Genomic DNA, 14554 nt, shown 5'->3' on the forward strand with positions numbered 1-14554 from the left:
GTGGATCAGCTTGTCCTTGATGGACTGCCAGATGATCCGCGTCATCTCGTCCCCGTCGAGCTCCACGATGGGGTTGGCGACCTTGATCTTTTGCATGGTGTTCACTCGCTGAAGGAAAAAGGGACGGCCGTGCGTCAGGAATTGCGCAGGTGCCGTTCGACGCTCTGAAGGTGCGCGCGCATGGCGGCCGCCGCGCCCGCGGTGTCGCGGTTGGCGATCGCCGCGACGATCTGTTCGTGCTCGCCGAAGCTGTGATGGTCGGCCGGCGGTCGCCGGGGATCGGCGCGCAGCCGGCCCCAGTTCACCTCGCGGCGGACCGCATTCAGGGTATCGAGAAGGCCGAGAAGCAGGCTGTTCTGCGTCGCCTCGGCGATGGCGCGGTGGAGCCGGTTGTCCCAGTTCTCGTATTGCCGCCAGTCCGGCGCGTGGACGGCCCGGGTCATGCAGTGGCGCAACTCGGCGATCGCCGTCGGCGTCGCGTTCAGCGCCGCGACGCGGGCGATCTCCGGCTCGATCGAGATGCGGGCATTGACGATCTCGATCGGATTGGTCCGCCGCGCCATAGAGGCGACGTCCGAGGCAGTGTCGATCGGGCGGTTGCCGGCGAAGGTTCCCTTGCCGACGTGGCGCCAGACGACGCCCTCGCTCTGCAGGGTCGTCAAGGCCCGGCGCAGGGACGCCCGGGTCAGGCCCAGGCGGTCGGCGAGTTCCCGCTCGGGAGGAAGGCGACCGTCGTCGCCGAGGACCGCACCGGCGAGGAACTCGCGCAGGCGGCCGAGCGCATCCGCCTCCAGGGTCGTCTCAAGGGTCAAAGGCGCGCTCCAAAACCAATCCGGTATTGGTTTGGATATACGATTGCCAATCCTCCCGGTCAAGCCGGCTGTGGAGCGATCGTCCGCTTCATTTTCGAGGGGGAACGACGTTAAAAACACTTTGGTTTCAGCACTCGTACGGGATCGAATGCCCCGACAGTTCAGGAAACTCGTTGACAGCCGCGGCGGAACAAGATCAATTCAATTTCAGATTGGTTGCCTAATACGCCGCTAGAGCGTGGGGCGCATCATCCTGGGAGGAACACCATGAGCTTGCTGAGCGCGTTCAAGAAATCCGTTGCGATGACCGTCTTCGGATGCGTCGTCGCCCTGTCGCCGGCATCGGCCGATGCAGCCCCGCTGCGCGTCGCCTTCGGCGACATTCCGAGCGTCGAGACGCTGCATCTCCTGATCGCCTTCGAGCGCGCGAAGGAGGCCGGGCTCGATCTCGAGGTGACCTATCTGAAATCCGAGGACATCGCCGCGCAGGCGGTGGTCAGCGGCCAGGCCGACGTCGGCGTCGGCGGCCCCTACGCCCTCATCCAGAAGGTCCGCGCCCCGGTGCGCATGTTCATGCAGCTCTCGACGCTGCAGATGTATCCGGTGGTCGCCGCCGACAGCTACAAGAGCTGGAAGGACCTCGACGGCCAGGAGGTCGCGGTGCACTCGCGCGGGTCCGGCACCGAGGCCATCATGCGCCTCGCGGCCGAGAAGAACGGCATCCAGTATTCCGGCATCTCGTACATCCCGGGCTCGGAGGTGCGCACCGGCGCGCTCCTGCAGGGCAACGTCAAGGCGACCATTGTCGACGCGTCGGGCAAGCGCATCCTCGAGGCGCAGGCGCCGGGCAAGTTCCTGTATCTGCCGCTCGACGACCTCACCGCGACGGACGAGGGCCTGTTTGCCAACACCGACTACCTGAAGGAGCACCCGCAGGAGGTCGCGACCCTCGTGGAGGCGATCCTCACCACCTGGCGCGAGGTTGCCAAGGACCCCGGCGCGGTCGCCCGGCTGCGCGAGGAGTACAAGCTGCTGCCCGACGCGAGCCCCGAGATGGTCGCCGAGATCGACCCCTACTTCGCTGAGGCGGCGAAGGCGGGTCTGCCGCTCGCGGGCGGCGGCGAGGAAGCGGTGAAGGACGACTTCGACTTCTACACGACGTCGGGGGCCCTGGAAGGCAAGGCCGAGGAGCTGAAGGTCGAGGACTTCTGGGAGTTCGAGCCGCTGAAGGCCGCCCTCGCCAAGCTCGGTCAGGGCTGAAGGTCGGGCGCATGAATTCCCTCATGAAGATCGAAGGGACGGGGCAGGCGCCCCGTCCGGTCGCCGCGGGCGTGACCGCGCGGGTCTCCGAGGCCTTCACCCGCTTTCCATCGCTCTGGACGATCGCCTCGCTCGCGGTTCTCTTCGGTGCCTGGGAGATCGCGGGACGGGTGCCGATCAGCTTCGCCTTCCCGCCGTTCTCCGAGACGGTTCTCGCTTTCCTCGAGATGGTGGCCGACGGCTCGATGGCCTACGCCTACTTCATCACGCTGCAGCCGCTGGTGCTCGGCGTGGCGGTCTCCGCCCTCCTCGGCGTCGCGCTCGGCGTCGTGATGGGCCTGTCGAAGAAGGCCGAATGGCTGCTGGCGCCGATCTTCATCGTGCTCCAGGCCGCGCCGATGGCCGCCCTCGTGCCGCTCGTCACCTTCGTCTACGGCATCGGACTGACGGCGAAGACGCTGGCGGTGATCATGCTGGCCCTGCCGGTGATCGTCCTGAACTCCTACAAGGCCGTGCGGCACGTGAACCCGTCGCTCGTGGCCATGTGCCGATCCTTCGGGGGCTCGCGTCTGCAGCGCATCCTGAAGATCATCATCCCCGACGCCTCGCCGGTGATCTTCGCCGGGCTGCGGCTCGGCATCGCCGCGGGCTTCATCGGCGTGATGCTGGCCGAACTCCTGATCACGCCGACAGGCGTCGGCGACCTCATCACCTACCACCGCTCCATCGCCAACTACGGGCACATGTACGCCGCCGTCGCCTCGATCATCGTCCTGTCCACGGTGACGCTGGTCGGTCTGCAGCGCTTCGAGCTGCGCTTCCTGCGGCCTGAAAAGAGGATGTCCGCCTGATGTCTCAGATCCGATTGAGAGAAGACGTCTCCGCCGCCCCCGACACCTGCGTGGAGGACGCCGTCGTCAAGGTGCGCGGCATCTGCAAGACCTACGGCGACGTCGAGGCGCTGCGCAATGTCGACCTCGACGTCGCGCGCGGCAAGCTGACGACGCTGCTCGGCCCGTCCGGCTGCGGCAAGACCACGCTTTTGAAGATCGTCGCCGGCCTGGTGCCGGCCACACGCGGCGAGATCCGCGTCAACGGCAAGGTGGTCACCGGCCCGGGACCGGAGCGCGCCTTCGTGTTCCAGGACTTCGCGCTGATGCCCTGGGCGACCGTGATGCGCAACGTCGCGTTCGGCCTCGAGCTGAAGGGCGTCGGCGAGGCCGAACGGCGGCGAACCGCCCAGCGCTACATCGACGAGGTCGGGCTGTCCGGCTTCGAGACGAAGTATCCGCACGAGTTGTCCGGCGGCATGAAGCAGCGCGTCGGCATCGCCCGGGCCTTCGCCGTCAATGCCGACGTCCTCTTGATGGACGAGCCCTTCTCGGCGGTCGACGAGCAGAACCGGCGCAAGTTCCAGGAGGACCTTCTCCGCCTCGTCGCCCTGGAGCGCAAGACCTTCATCTTCGTCACCCACTCGATCGAGGAGGCGGTCTACGTCTCCGACCGGATCGTCCTCCTGTCGCCCCGGCCCGGCCGGATCTCGCAGGTCATCGATCCCGCGATCGACCGAAGCGCGTCGCCCGACGAGATCCGCCGGGATCCGGGTTATCTCGATACCGTGGAGGAGATCTGGAACGGTCTTCGCCACTACGCGGAGTAGGCGGCCATGACCCTCTTCGGCATTCGCATTCCGATGATGGCCTCGCTCATCGTCTGGGCCGTGGTCTGGGAGATCGTCGGCCGGCTCGACGTGATCTTCCTGATCCCGCCGATGACCGAGATCATCGAGGCGGGCTTGCGTCTCGTGCAGACGGGATCCTGGCAGAACGCCACCCTGATCACGCTGCGCTCCTTCACCGTCGGCATGGCGCTCGCGATCGGCATCGGCGTGCCGCTCGGCATCCTGATGGGCCTCTTCAAGAGCGTCGACAACCTGATGGCGCTCTGGGTGAACATGTTCGTCTCGGCGCCGCTGTCGGCGCTGGTGCCGATCCTGATGATCCTCTTCGGGCTCGGCGAGACCACGGTCGTCGTCACCGTCTTCCTGTTCGCGGTCTGGATCATCGTCCTCGATGCCAGGGCGGGCGTGATGCAGGTGCCCCGGTCGCTGTTCGAGATGGGACGGTCCTACGGCGCCCGCCCCTGGACGCTGTTCGCCAAGATCATCCTGCTTTCGGCCCTGCCGGAAATCCTCGCGGGGATCCGCATCGGCCTCATCCGCGGGGTGAAGGGCGTCGTCATCGGGCAGATCCTCGTCTCCATCCTCGGCTACGGCGAGCTCTTCGAACTGTTTTCCCGGAACTTCGAGATGGCGAGTTTCTGGGCGCTGACCATCATCCTCTTCGCGGCCGCCATGATCCTCTCGGCCGTCGTCGAACACTTCGAAACCAAGATCGAATACTACGCTGGAGCCAGAGCATGAACATGCACGCGACCCCCGAGACCTACGTCTTCGCCCCCCTGCCGGTGCCGACCCTGCCCGTGCGCGGCACCACCAAGCTGTTTCCGGTGCATCGGATCTACTGCGTCGGGCGCAACTTCGCCGACCATGCGATCGAGATGGGTCACAACCCGAACCGCGAGCCGCCGTTCTTCTTCCAGAAGAACCCCGACACGCTGGTTCTCTCGGGGCAGGATTTCCCCTACCCGGCGGCGTCGAAGGACGTGCACCACGAGATCGAACTCGTCGTCGCGCTGTCCAAGGGCGGCACCGACATCCCGCTGGACCAGGCGATGGACCACGTCTTCGGCTATGCCGTCGGCCTCGACATGACGCGGCGCGACCTTCAGGGCGAGGCCAAGAAGATGGGCCGCCCCTGGGAGACCGGAAAGGCGTTCGAGGCCTCGGCGCCCTGCACCGAGCTCGTGCCGGCCGCCGAGGTTCCCGACGTCACCGCGGGCTCGGTCGAGCTGCGGATCAACGGCGAGATGCGCCAGAGCGGCGATCTCAACCAGATGATCTGGAAGATCCCGGAGATGATCTCCTACCTGTCCGGCCTCTTCGAACTGCAGCCGGGCGACCTGATCTTCGCGGGAACGCCCGCCGGCGTGGGTCCCGTGAACCGCGGCGACGAACTGGTCGGCACCGTGGCGGGCGTCGGCGAGCTGCGCACCCGGGTCGTCTGATCCCCCTCGCCTGACCGGCATTCCGGACGGGCGCCGCATCGGCCGCGGCGCCCGTTCCCGTATCTTCGCCCCTCACTCGCCCTTCGCGGAGCTCGAGCCGATGCACGATCCGTCCTTTCTCATCCTCTTCGCGCTCGGCCTGCTCCTCACCGGTTGCCTCTCCGGCTTCCTGGCGGGGCTGCTCGGCGTCGGCGGCGGCATCGTGATCGTTCCCGTGCTCTACATCGTCCTCGCCGCCTTCGACGTGGACCCCGACCTCATCCCCTTCATCGCCGTCGGAACCTCGCTCGCCACCATCATCCCGACCTCCGTCCAGTCCTTCCGTGCCCATCATGCGCGGGGCTCGGTCGACGTCGCTCTCCTGAAATGGTGGGGGCCGTTCGTCGCCGTGGGCGTCGTCTTGGGCGTGACGCTCGCCACCTGGATGGACGGCGAGGTGCTGACCCTCGTCTTCGCCGTGGTCGCCTTCATCGTCGCCGCCTACATGCTGCTCTCGCCCGAAGGCGCCCATCTCGCGCCGCGCTTGCCGGGACGAGCGATCCAGGCGTTCCTGGCGACCACGATCGGCCTGATCTCCTCGCTGATGGGGATCGGCGGCGGAACGCTGACGGTGCCCGTCCTCTCGCTCTCGTCCTACCCGGTGCGCCGGGCGGTGGGCACGGCCTCGGTCGTCGGGCTCATCATCGCCATTCCCGGCGCGATCGGGTTCATCGTCAACGGCTGGGGAAAGAGCGACCTGCCGCCGTTTTCGCTGGGACACGTCAACGTCGTCGGCTTCGTGCTGATCACGGCGAGCAGCATGCTCTTCGCGCCGCTGGGCGCCCGCGCCGCCCACGCGCTCGATCCGGTCTGGCTGAAGCGCCTGTTCGGCGTCTTCCTCTTCGCCACGTCGCTGAAGATGATGATCTAGCCGCGGAGAGACGCTGCCAGTTTCCCGTACGGCTCGAACTGCGAATCCTCCACCCGTGCTCCCGGGCGCGGGCCGGGGACGCGACCGCCGTCGCGCAAGGTCTGCCGGGCGGCCGGGCTCTGGGAGCCGACGTTCGACAAGGCGCGCAAGCCGTCCACCATCCGTTGGAGTTGAACCCGGCCATCTGACAAGGGTCTGGCCCTTCGTGCCAGAGCGGACACCCCGATCCCCGGCGTCTCCCATCGACTCCAAGCATTCACCGCCAAGCTGTCGCCATCCGAAACGATGGGGGCCGGGCTCGTGCGCCGTCCTCCCCCTCTGAAACCCTTCGACCTCGCCGCCCGGTGCGGCGAGGCACGTCGTCACGTGCGCGCCGGGGCGCTTTCGCGCCGGCATCCGCCGGCGGTGCGAAAAGCCGAGCGTGCGGACCTGCCAGCGGGCGGACGCTCCCGCCTCACGAGGTCGACCGCAACCGGGATCGCAGGGCCGCCCATCGGCAACCGCTGCGGCGCTCATCCGCGGCGGCTTGACATCCCAGGGCAAGATCGTCAGATTTCACAATAATAAACATGTTCAAAATGCTGAACAAGCGGGAGGGCGGAACTTGAGCGGGCGTGGTGCGGAGCGAATCCTCGATCTGCTGGAATGGCTGTCCGCTCGCTCGGACGGCGTCTCGCTGACCGAGATTGCCCTTGCGCTCGACGTTCCCAAGAGCAGCGGCCTGCTTCTCCTGCGGCTCCTGACCGAACGCGGCTACGTCGAGCGCTCGAAGAACGGCGCCTACGCCTTGGTTCGGCTCCCCGGAGAGGTTCGCTCGGGCACCGAGGCCTGGGGCACGCTCCTGCGCCTCAGCGAGGCTCCCTTGCGCGAAGCCGTCGAGGCGTCGAACGAGACGGGCTTCGTGGCGGTGATGGAGGATGCCCGGATCCGCTATCTCACCAAGCGGCTGCCCCTGCGGGAAATCCGCTACGATCGCGACATCACCCATCTGCGCCAGGCGCATCTGGTGGCGAGCGGCCTGGCGATCCTGTCCGGTTTCGACGACGCCTCGCTCGATGCCTATCTCGACGCCGCCGCGCCGACGCCGGAGGCCCGCGCGGACATTCTCGCGGCGGTGACCGAAGCGCGAGCGACCGGCTGCGCCGTCAATCTCAAGGGCGTCGTCGAGGGTGCGGCCGGCGTTGCCGCGCCGATCCGCGACACCGATGGGCGCATCGTCGCCGCCATCAACCTATCGGGGCCGCGCGAGCGCATCGTCGCCCACGTCGCCGAACTCACCGACATCGCCATCCGCACCGCGCAACGGGTTTCGGAGGAACTCGCGCGGCGAAACCGGATCAGACCAGCATCCAAGGGAGGAATCTGACGCATGAACACGATCAAGCTGGCCGCATGGGCGCTCGGCGCCGCCTTCGTCTCGATCGGCACGGCCCACGCGCAGGACGCCAAGGTGCCCGAAGGCTACCCCGCCGACTATCAGGCCGTGATCGACGGCTCGCGCGGCGAGAACGGCCTCGTGATCTATTCCAACATGGCCGACAACAATTGGGGACCGATCCTCGAAGGCTTCCGCGCCACCTATCCCTGGATCAAGGTCGAGACGCTGGACCTTGGATCGGGCACCGTGCATTCGCGCTGGGAGGCCGAAGCGGGCTCCGGCTCGCGCACGGCCGACATCCTCATCTCGGGCGCCAACGACCGCTGGGCCTCCTACGGCATCGACGGCAAGATGATGCCCTACGAGAGCCCGGAGTTGTCCAAGCTGCCGGACTTCGCCAAGCCCTATCCCGGCGTCACGGTGCTTTCGGCCGATCCGCTGGTCATCACCTACAACGCCGCCCTCCTCTCGGAGGACCAGCGCCCGACGGGCTTCGCCTCGCTCGTCGAGGACGCGCTCGCCGACAAGGGCACGTTCGACGGCAAGATCACCACCTACGATGCGGCGCGCAACTCGTTCGGCCTCGCGGCGTGGTGGAACTACATGAACGTCAAGGGCGACGACGGCTGGAAGCAGCTCGCCTCCATCGGCCCGATGATCCGGGGCGAGGTGTCCGGCGGCCCGATGAACGAGAAGATCGCGACGGGTGAATACGTCACCGGCATCGCGGTCTCGGGCATCACCATCTTCCCGCGCCTGGAACAGCCCGGGGGCGAACTCCTCGGCTTCGCCTTCCCGGACGACGGCACGATCATGATGCTGCGCGGCATGGGCATCCCGAAGGGCGCCGCCAATCCGAACTCGGCCAAGCTCTTCGTCGACTACGCCCTCAGCAATCCCGGTCAGACGCTTATCGGCAAGGGCGGCCTCACGCCCTATCGCGACGACGTCGACGAGACGCAGGTCCGCTACACGTTCCAGGGCATCGCCGACGAGGTGGGCCAGGACAAGCTCATCGTCGCCGGCTTCGACAAGGGCCTGATCGACGAGGCCCCGGCCTTCGTCGAGAAGTGGAACGCCGCGCTGGCCGGTCGCTGATCGCCCGTCCCGCCGGGCGCGGCGCCAAGCCGCCGCGCCCCACATCCTCGATCAGCGGATCCTAGCCATGACCACGACCGCGCTGGACCGGGCCGACGCGCCCGGCATCGACCGCTCGCGCCTGATCTTCTGGGGCGTCGCCCTCGTCACGACCCTTCTCGTGATCGGCCCGATCGCGCCCATCATCGCGCAGGCCTTCCTCGACAAGCCGCTCTACGCGCCGGACACCGAGTGGACGCTGACGAATTTCGCGCGCCTGTTCGGCGACCCCGCGATCCTCACCATCTTCGGCAACACGCTCTACTTCGCCGTGCTGACCATGGTGGTGGCGCAGATCTTCGGCTCCGTGATGGCCGTCGTGATCGGCCGCACCAACCTGCCGGGCCGCAAGTGGATCGGCGAGATCCTGATCTGGCCCCTCTTCGTCTCCAACCTCGTGATCGCCTTCGGCTGGCTGACCATGTACGGCCCCTCGGGCTACGTGTCGCTCGCCGTGCGCTCGTGGTTCGGCTTCATTCCCTGGAACCTCTACTCCCTCACCGGCATGGGCATCGTCGCCGGCCTCAGCCAGGCGCCCCTCGCCTACCTCATGTGCCTTGGCGCCGTGACCAAGGCCGACGCGCAGCTCGAGGACGCCGCCCGCTCCGCCGGAGCCGGGCCGTTCCGCGCCCTGTTCTCGGTCACCGTGCCGATGATGCGCCCCGCCATGATCTACTCGGCGGTGCTGAACTTCGTGATCGGCGTCGAGATGCTGGCGATCCCGCTCCTGTTCGGCGCGCCGAGCGGCATCAACACCGTCACCACCTTCCTCTACAATGTCGGCATCAACGCCGCGGTGCGCCCCGACTACGGCATCGTCGGAGCGGCCGCCCTGATCCTCCTCGTGGTGGTCGCCGGCCTCGTCTGGCTGCAAGGCTTCCTGATGAAGGGTTCCGGCCGCTTCGTCACGGTGCGCGGCAAGGCGAGCCGGGCCTCGACGCTCGATCTCGGACCCTGGCGCTGGATCGCCTTCGCGGTGGTCGCCGCCTATGTCCTCTTCACCATCGTGGCGGTCTTCGCAGGGCTGGTGATGCGCTCGGGCGTGTCGTTCCTCACGCCGCTCATCCCGTTCTGGAAGCTTCTGTCGACGGCGAACTACGAGACCGTCTTCGCCTCGGACACCTATGTCCGCTCGATCGTCAACTCGGTGCTGATCGCGCTGATCGGCGGCGTGGTCGGCACGTTCTTCATCGCAGTCATCGCGCTCGTCGCGCGGCGGTCCGAGTTCCGCTTCGCGCGGCCGCTCGAATACGTCGCCCTCTTCCCGCGTTCGCTGCCAGGCATCATCGCCGGTCTCGGTTTCTTCTACGCGGTGGTCTGGGTCCCGGGACTCGACGTGATCCGGGGCACGATCTTCATCCTAATCGTTGCCTTCATCCTTCGCTACATCCCGGTCGGCTTCGGCGCCATCGCGCCCGCCCTCTCGCAGATCGGCGACGAACTGGACCGGGGCGCCCGCATCTCCGGCGCGGACTGGTGGACCACGGTCACGCAGATCATCCTGCCGATCCTCAAGCCCGCGCTCTTCTCCTGCTTCGCGCTGCTCTTCATCCACTTCTTCAAGGAATACGTCACCGCCGTGTTCCTCTACCAGCCGGGGTCCGAGATCATCGGCTCCACCATGCTGCAATTGAGCGCCCAGGGCGACAACGGACCGGTGGCGGCCCTTGCCACGATCCAGGTCGTGATCACCGCCCTCTTCGTCATCCTCGCGCGCCGCGTTTTCGGAGCCAAGATCTATGGCTGACCTCGTCCTCGACCGCCTCACCATCCGCTACGGCGACGTCACCGCCGTCAACGACATCTCGCTGACCGTGGGCAAGGGAGAATTCCTGACCTTCCTCGGCCCTTCGGGGTGCGGCAAGTCCACGACGCTGTTCTCGATCGCCGGGCTCAACCACGCGACGTCCGGCACGATCCGGATCGGCGACACGGTGCTGTTCGACGGGCAGAAGGGCATCTCGGTTCCCCCTGAGCGGCGCGACATCGGGCTCGTGTTCCAGTCCTACGCGCTCTGGCCGCACAAGACGGTGGCCGAGAACCTCGCCTTCCCGCTGAAGCTGCGCAAGCTCGGCCGCGCGGAGCGCGACGAGCGCATCCGCGAGGCGCTCTCGCTGGTCGAGATGATGCCCTACGCGGAACGCTACCCGTTCGAGCTGTCGGGCGGCCAGCAGCAGCGCGTGGCGCTGGCGCGCGCGCTCGTCTACCGGCCGCGCCTCCTGCTCCTCGACGAGCCCCTCTCGAACCTCGACGCCAAGCTGCGCGAGCGCGCCCGCGTCTGGCTGCGCGAGCTTCAGGAGCGCCTCAACGTCACCACGATCTACGTCACGCACGACCAGGCCGAGGCGCTGGCGGTCTCCGACCGGATCGCCGTCATGAGCATGGGGCACCTGCGCCAGCTCGGCACGCCGCGGGAGATCTACGAGAACCCCGCCGACGCGTTCGTGGCCGACTTCATCGGCTCGTCCAACTTCCTGACGGGCAGCATGATCGGCGAGGCGGGCGGCCGGGCGCGGGTCCGGCTGGGCGACGGGACGGAGCTCTCGGTTCTGGCCGGAAAAGCTTCGGCGGACGGCGGCCTCGTGGTCGCGGTGCGCCCCGAGCGGATCGAGCTGGTCGGCGGTCCTGGCGAGAACGCCATCCGCGTGGAGATCGCGCAGGGCACCTATCTCGGCTCCGTCTACCAGTACGAGGTCACCGGCGGCGGGTCGCGCTTCCGCATCCAGACCACGCGCCCCGTCGAGGGCGGGACCGCCTTCGTCCGCATCCCGCCGGAAGCCGCGGCGATCTTCGCGGCCGGACCGGACGCGAAGTGAGGAGCGGCACCATGTCGAACCCCCAGGACGTCGTCCGCTTCCGCGCGGGTGCGGGCGGCCCGCTGTCGGGCGTGCGCGTGCTCGACCTGTCGCGTCTCGTCGCCGGCAACATGCTGTCGGTGCAGCTCGCCGACTTCGGCGCCGACGTGATCAAGATCGAGTCCGCCTCCGGCGACCCGTTGCGCGACTGGACCGACGACGGCCAGTCGCTCCACTGGAAGACCTACGGGCGCAACAAGCGCTCGATCCTGCTCGACCTGCGCCAGCCGGAGGGCATGGAGGCGCTCGAGGCGCTCCTGCGCACGGCCGACGTCTTCATCGAGAACTTTCGGCCCGGCACGCTGGAGACGATGGGCCTCGCCCCCGACCGGCTTCTCCAGCTGAACCCGGACCTCATCGTGGTGCGCATCTCGGGCTTCGGCCAGACCGGCCCTTACGCGCAGTATCCGGGCTTCGGGACGCTCGTCGAGGCGATGAGCGGCTTCGCCACGCGCACCGGCTTTCCCGACCGCGAGCCCGTCCTGCCGCCGCTGGCGCTCGCCGACATGATCTCCGGCATCTACGGCGCGCAGGCCGTCACCATGGCGCTTCTCGCCCGCGAGAAGGGCACGGCGCGCGGCCAGGTCATCGACCTGTCGCTGCTCGAGCCGATGTATGCGGTGCTCGGGCCCGAGGCGGCGATCCACCGCGTCACCGGCAAGGTGAAGCAGCGCACCGGCTCGGCCTCGAACACGGTCTCGCCGCGCAACGTCTATCTCTGCTCCGACGGAAAATACGTCGCCCTCTCCGGGTCGATGCAGGTCGTCGCGATGCGGATCTTCGACATCATCGGGCATCCCGAGATGAAGACCGACCCGCGCTTTGCCACCAATGCGGAGCGGGTGCGCAACCGCGCCCTGGTGGACGAGGCCGTCGGCGCCTGGTTCGCCGGGCGTCCGCGCGACGAGGCGTTGCGCATCATGCGCGAGGCGGGCGCCACGGTCGGCCCGGTCTACGACATCGCCGACATCGCCGCGGACCCGCACTTTTCCGAGCGCGGCGTGATCGTCGAGGTGGAGGACGCCGAGAACGGCTCGCTTCCCATGCACAACATCCTGCCCCGCATGTCGGGCACGCCCGGCGGCTGGCGTCATCCGGCCCCGCGGCTCGGCGAGCACACGGACGAGATCCTCGCCGAGGTCGGCATCACACGCCCGGCCGCGCCGGCCGCCCGGAAACAGCGCTCGTGATCCGGTCCCTCCTCTACGTTCCCGGCACGAGCGAGCGCTTCATCGCCAAGGCGCACGAGCGCGGCGCCGATGCGATCATCGTCGACCTCGAGGACGCCGTGGTGGCCGAGCGCAAGGCGGAGGCGCGCGACGCGCTGCCGGCGACGGTCGCCGCCGTGCGGCGCGGCGGCGCGCTCGTCTTCGTGCGCATCAACAACGAGCGCGAACGCCTTCTGGCCGACGCGGAGGCCGCCTGCCGGGCGGGCGCGGACGGGCTCTACGTCCCGAAGGTCGCCAGTGCCGGCCTTCTCATGGAGATCGCCGCCCATCTCGCCCCGATCGAGGCGGCGCTCGGCCGGCGCCCGCTCGACTTCGTGCCGCTGATCGAGGATCCCGGCGCTGTCTTCGACGCGCGTGACATCGCACGGGGGCCGCGCGTCCTCGCCCTCAGCGCCGGTGCCGAGGACATCGCCACCGCGATGGGCGCCGAGCCGGTGCCCGACGTCCTGCGCCTGCCCAAGCTCCTCATCCACATGGCGGCCAAGGCCGCCGGCGTCCTGTCCTTCGGGCTCCTTCGCACCGTCGCCGACTATTCCGATCGGGATGGGATGGTGGCGGCGGCCCGCGAGGCGCGCCAGTTCGGTTTCGACGGCGCGAGCTGCATCCATCCGAGCGTCGTGCCGGTCCTCAACGAAGCCTTCTCGCCGAGCGAGGCGGATCTCGCCTTCGCCCGGCGGGTCGTCGGCGCGCAGATCGAGGCCCGCCGCGAGGGTCGCGGCGCCTTCCTCGTCGACGGTCGCTTCGTGGATGCGCCCATTCTCGCCCGCGCCGAACGGCTCATCGCCCGGGCGCAGGCGGTTCCCAACCCCACCGGAGGCCGTGATGCCTGAGTCACACCCGCAAGATGGGTCGCGCACCCGCCGCATCCTCGTGACCCACAACTCGATCGCACCCTCCGCGGTCGAGCTCCTCAACCGGCACGACGTCGACGTGTTCTTCTCGCCGCCCTACGACGCGCCCGAGATCGTGGCCGAGCGGGCGCGCGATCTGGCGGTGGACGCGATCATGGTCCGGCAGGGCAAGGTCAACGACCTCGTCATCGGTGCGTCGCCGAAGCTGAAGGTCATCGTCAAGCACGGCGTCGGCATCGACAACATCGACGTGGCCAGCGCGGCGCGGCGCGGCATTCCGGTCCTGCGCTCGCTTAACAGCAACTCGCTCGCGGTGGCCGAGCATACGATCGCGCTGGCGCTGACGCTTCTCAAAGAGGTCACCTGGCTCGATCCGGCCGTGAAGCGGGGCGAGTGGCCCAAGCCCACCTTCATCGGGCGGGACATCGCGGGCTCGGTGATCGGCCTGATCGGCTTCGGAGCGATCGGCCGCGAGACGGCCCGTCTCGCCGAGGCGCTCGGCATGGAGGTGACGGTCCACGACCCGATGGCTAAGCCGGGCGCGATCGAGGCGGCGGGCCATACCCGGGCCGACCGGCTGGACGATCTCCTCGCCGCCGCCGACATCGTCAGCCTCCACTGCCCGTTGACGCAGGCGACGCGCCATCTGATCGACGCCCCGCGCCTTGCCCGGATGAAGCCGACCGCCTTCCTGGTCAACACGGCGCGGGGGGGTATCGTCGACGAGGCGGCGCTGGCCGAGGCGCTCTCGGAGCGCCGCATCGCCGGGGCCGCGCTCGACAGCTTCGCGAGCGAGCCTCCCGCGGCCGACAGCCCGCTCTGGAGCCTGCCGAACCTCGTCGCGACCCCGCATATCGGCGGCGTCACCAACGGGTCCGCCCGCGCGATGGCCGAGATCGCCGCGCGCCACATCATCGACGTCCTCGACGGCAAGGCCCCCGATGCGGCGAGCCTGTCCTCGCCCGACGCCTTCGCCGCCTGACGACACGAAAAGGA

At 68.4% G+C, this 14554-nt stretch carries 14 protein-coding genes; 13 read left to right on the forward strand and 1 reads right to left on the reverse strand.

The features are described 5' to 3' along the window. Window positions 1–134: 134 nt before the first annotated feature. Complete coding sequence (locus AUL34_RS21180) at window positions 135–812, reverse strand: FadR/GntR family transcriptional regulator (RefSeq protein WP_061938601.1); 678 nt, start codon at window positions 810–812, stop codon at window positions 135–137. 267 nt (window positions 813–1079) lie between these two features. On the opposite strand from AUL34_RS21180, the gene AUL34_RS21185 reads away from it, so the two are divergent. From AUL34_RS21185 to AUL34_RS21245, 13 genes are all read left to right on the forward strand, one after another. Further along, a complete protein-coding gene (locus AUL34_RS21185; RefSeq protein WP_061938604.1) occupies window positions 1080–2072 on the forward strand; it encodes an ABC transporter substrate-binding protein in 993 nt (330 codons plus the stop codon). Between the two features lie 11 nt (window positions 2073–2083). Further along, entirely contained in the window at window positions 2084–2923 is an 840-nt protein-coding gene (locus AUL34_RS21190) for an ABC transporter permease (RefSeq protein ID WP_061938605.1), read from the forward strand. Continuing rightward, window positions 2923–3732 carry an ABC transporter ATP-binding protein gene (locus AUL34_RS21195; RefSeq protein WP_061938608.1) on the forward strand — a complete coding sequence of 270 codons (810 nt, stop codon included), beginning with the start codon at window positions 2923–2925 and terminating at the stop codon, window positions 3730–3732. The genes AUL34_RS21190 and AUL34_RS21195 overlap by 1 nt, the downstream gene beginning before the upstream one ends. A 6-nt stretch (window positions 3733–3738) precedes the next feature. Next, the gene (locus AUL34_RS21200) at window positions 3739–4494 is read left to right on the forward strand and encodes an ABC transporter permease (protein ID WP_061938611.1); all 756 of its coding nucleotides are present in this window, start codon (window positions 3739–3741) and stop codon (window positions 4492–4494) included. Continuing rightward, entirely contained in the window at window positions 4491–5198 is a 708-nt protein-coding gene (locus AUL34_RS21205; RefSeq protein WP_061938614.1) for a fumarylacetoacetate hydrolase family protein, read from the forward strand. The genes AUL34_RS21200 and AUL34_RS21205 overlap by 4 nt, the downstream gene beginning before the upstream one ends. Before the next feature lie 100 nt (window positions 5199–5298). Then, window positions 5299–6108, forward strand: coding sequence for a sulfite exporter TauE/SafE family protein (locus tag AUL34_RS21210; RefSeq protein WP_061938617.1), 810 nt, complete (start codon window positions 5299–5301; stop codon window positions 6106–6108). 604 nt (window positions 6109–6712) lie between these two features. Further along, window positions 6713–7474 (forward strand): IclR family transcriptional regulator, encoded by a 762-nt coding sequence (locus tag AUL34_RS21215; RefSeq protein ID WP_061938620.1) that lies wholly within the window; start codon window positions 6713–6715, stop codon window positions 7472–7474. A 3-nt stretch (window positions 7475–7477) separates the two neighbouring features. Beyond that, entirely contained in the window at window positions 7478–8584 is a 1107-nt protein-coding gene (locus tag AUL34_RS21220) for an ABC transporter substrate-binding protein (RefSeq protein WP_061938623.1), read from the forward strand. 67 nt (window positions 8585–8651) lie between these two features. Then, on the forward strand, window positions 8652–10370 hold the full coding sequence (locus AUL34_RS21225; protein ID WP_061938626.1) for an iron ABC transporter permease: 1719 nt from the start codon (window positions 8652–8654) through the stop codon (window positions 10368–10370). Continuing rightward, the gene (locus tag AUL34_RS21230) at window positions 10363–11439 is read left to right on the forward strand and encodes an ABC transporter ATP-binding protein (protein ID WP_061938628.1); all 1077 of its coding nucleotides are present in this window, start codon (window positions 10363–10365) and stop codon (window positions 11437–11439) included. Before AUL34_RS21225 ends, AUL34_RS21230 begins: the two co-directional genes overlap by 8 nt. Before the next feature lie 11 nt (window positions 11440–11450). After that, window positions 11451–12668 (forward strand): CaiB/BaiF CoA-transferase family protein, encoded by a 1218-nt coding sequence (locus tag AUL34_RS21235; RefSeq protein ID WP_061938631.1) that lies wholly within the window; start codon window positions 11451–11453, stop codon window positions 12666–12668. Beyond that, the gene (locus AUL34_RS21240) at window positions 12665–13537 is read left to right on the forward strand and encodes a CoA ester lyase (RefSeq protein WP_061938634.1); all 873 of its coding nucleotides are present in this window, start codon (window positions 12665–12667) and stop codon (window positions 13535–13537) included. Before AUL34_RS21235 ends, AUL34_RS21240 begins: the two co-directional genes overlap by 4 nt. Beyond that, window positions 13530–14540, forward strand: coding sequence for a hydroxyacid dehydrogenase (locus AUL34_RS21245; RefSeq protein ID WP_061938637.1), 1011 nt, complete (start codon window positions 13530–13532; stop codon window positions 14538–14540). Before AUL34_RS21240 ends, AUL34_RS21245 begins: the two co-directional genes overlap by 8 nt. Window positions 14541–14554: the final 14 nt, after the last annotated feature.

Source organism: Aureimonas sp. AU22 (assembly GCF_001463745.1).
Classification (GTDB): Bacteria; Pseudomonadota; Alphaproteobacteria; order Rhizobiales; family Rhizobiaceae; genus Aureimonas.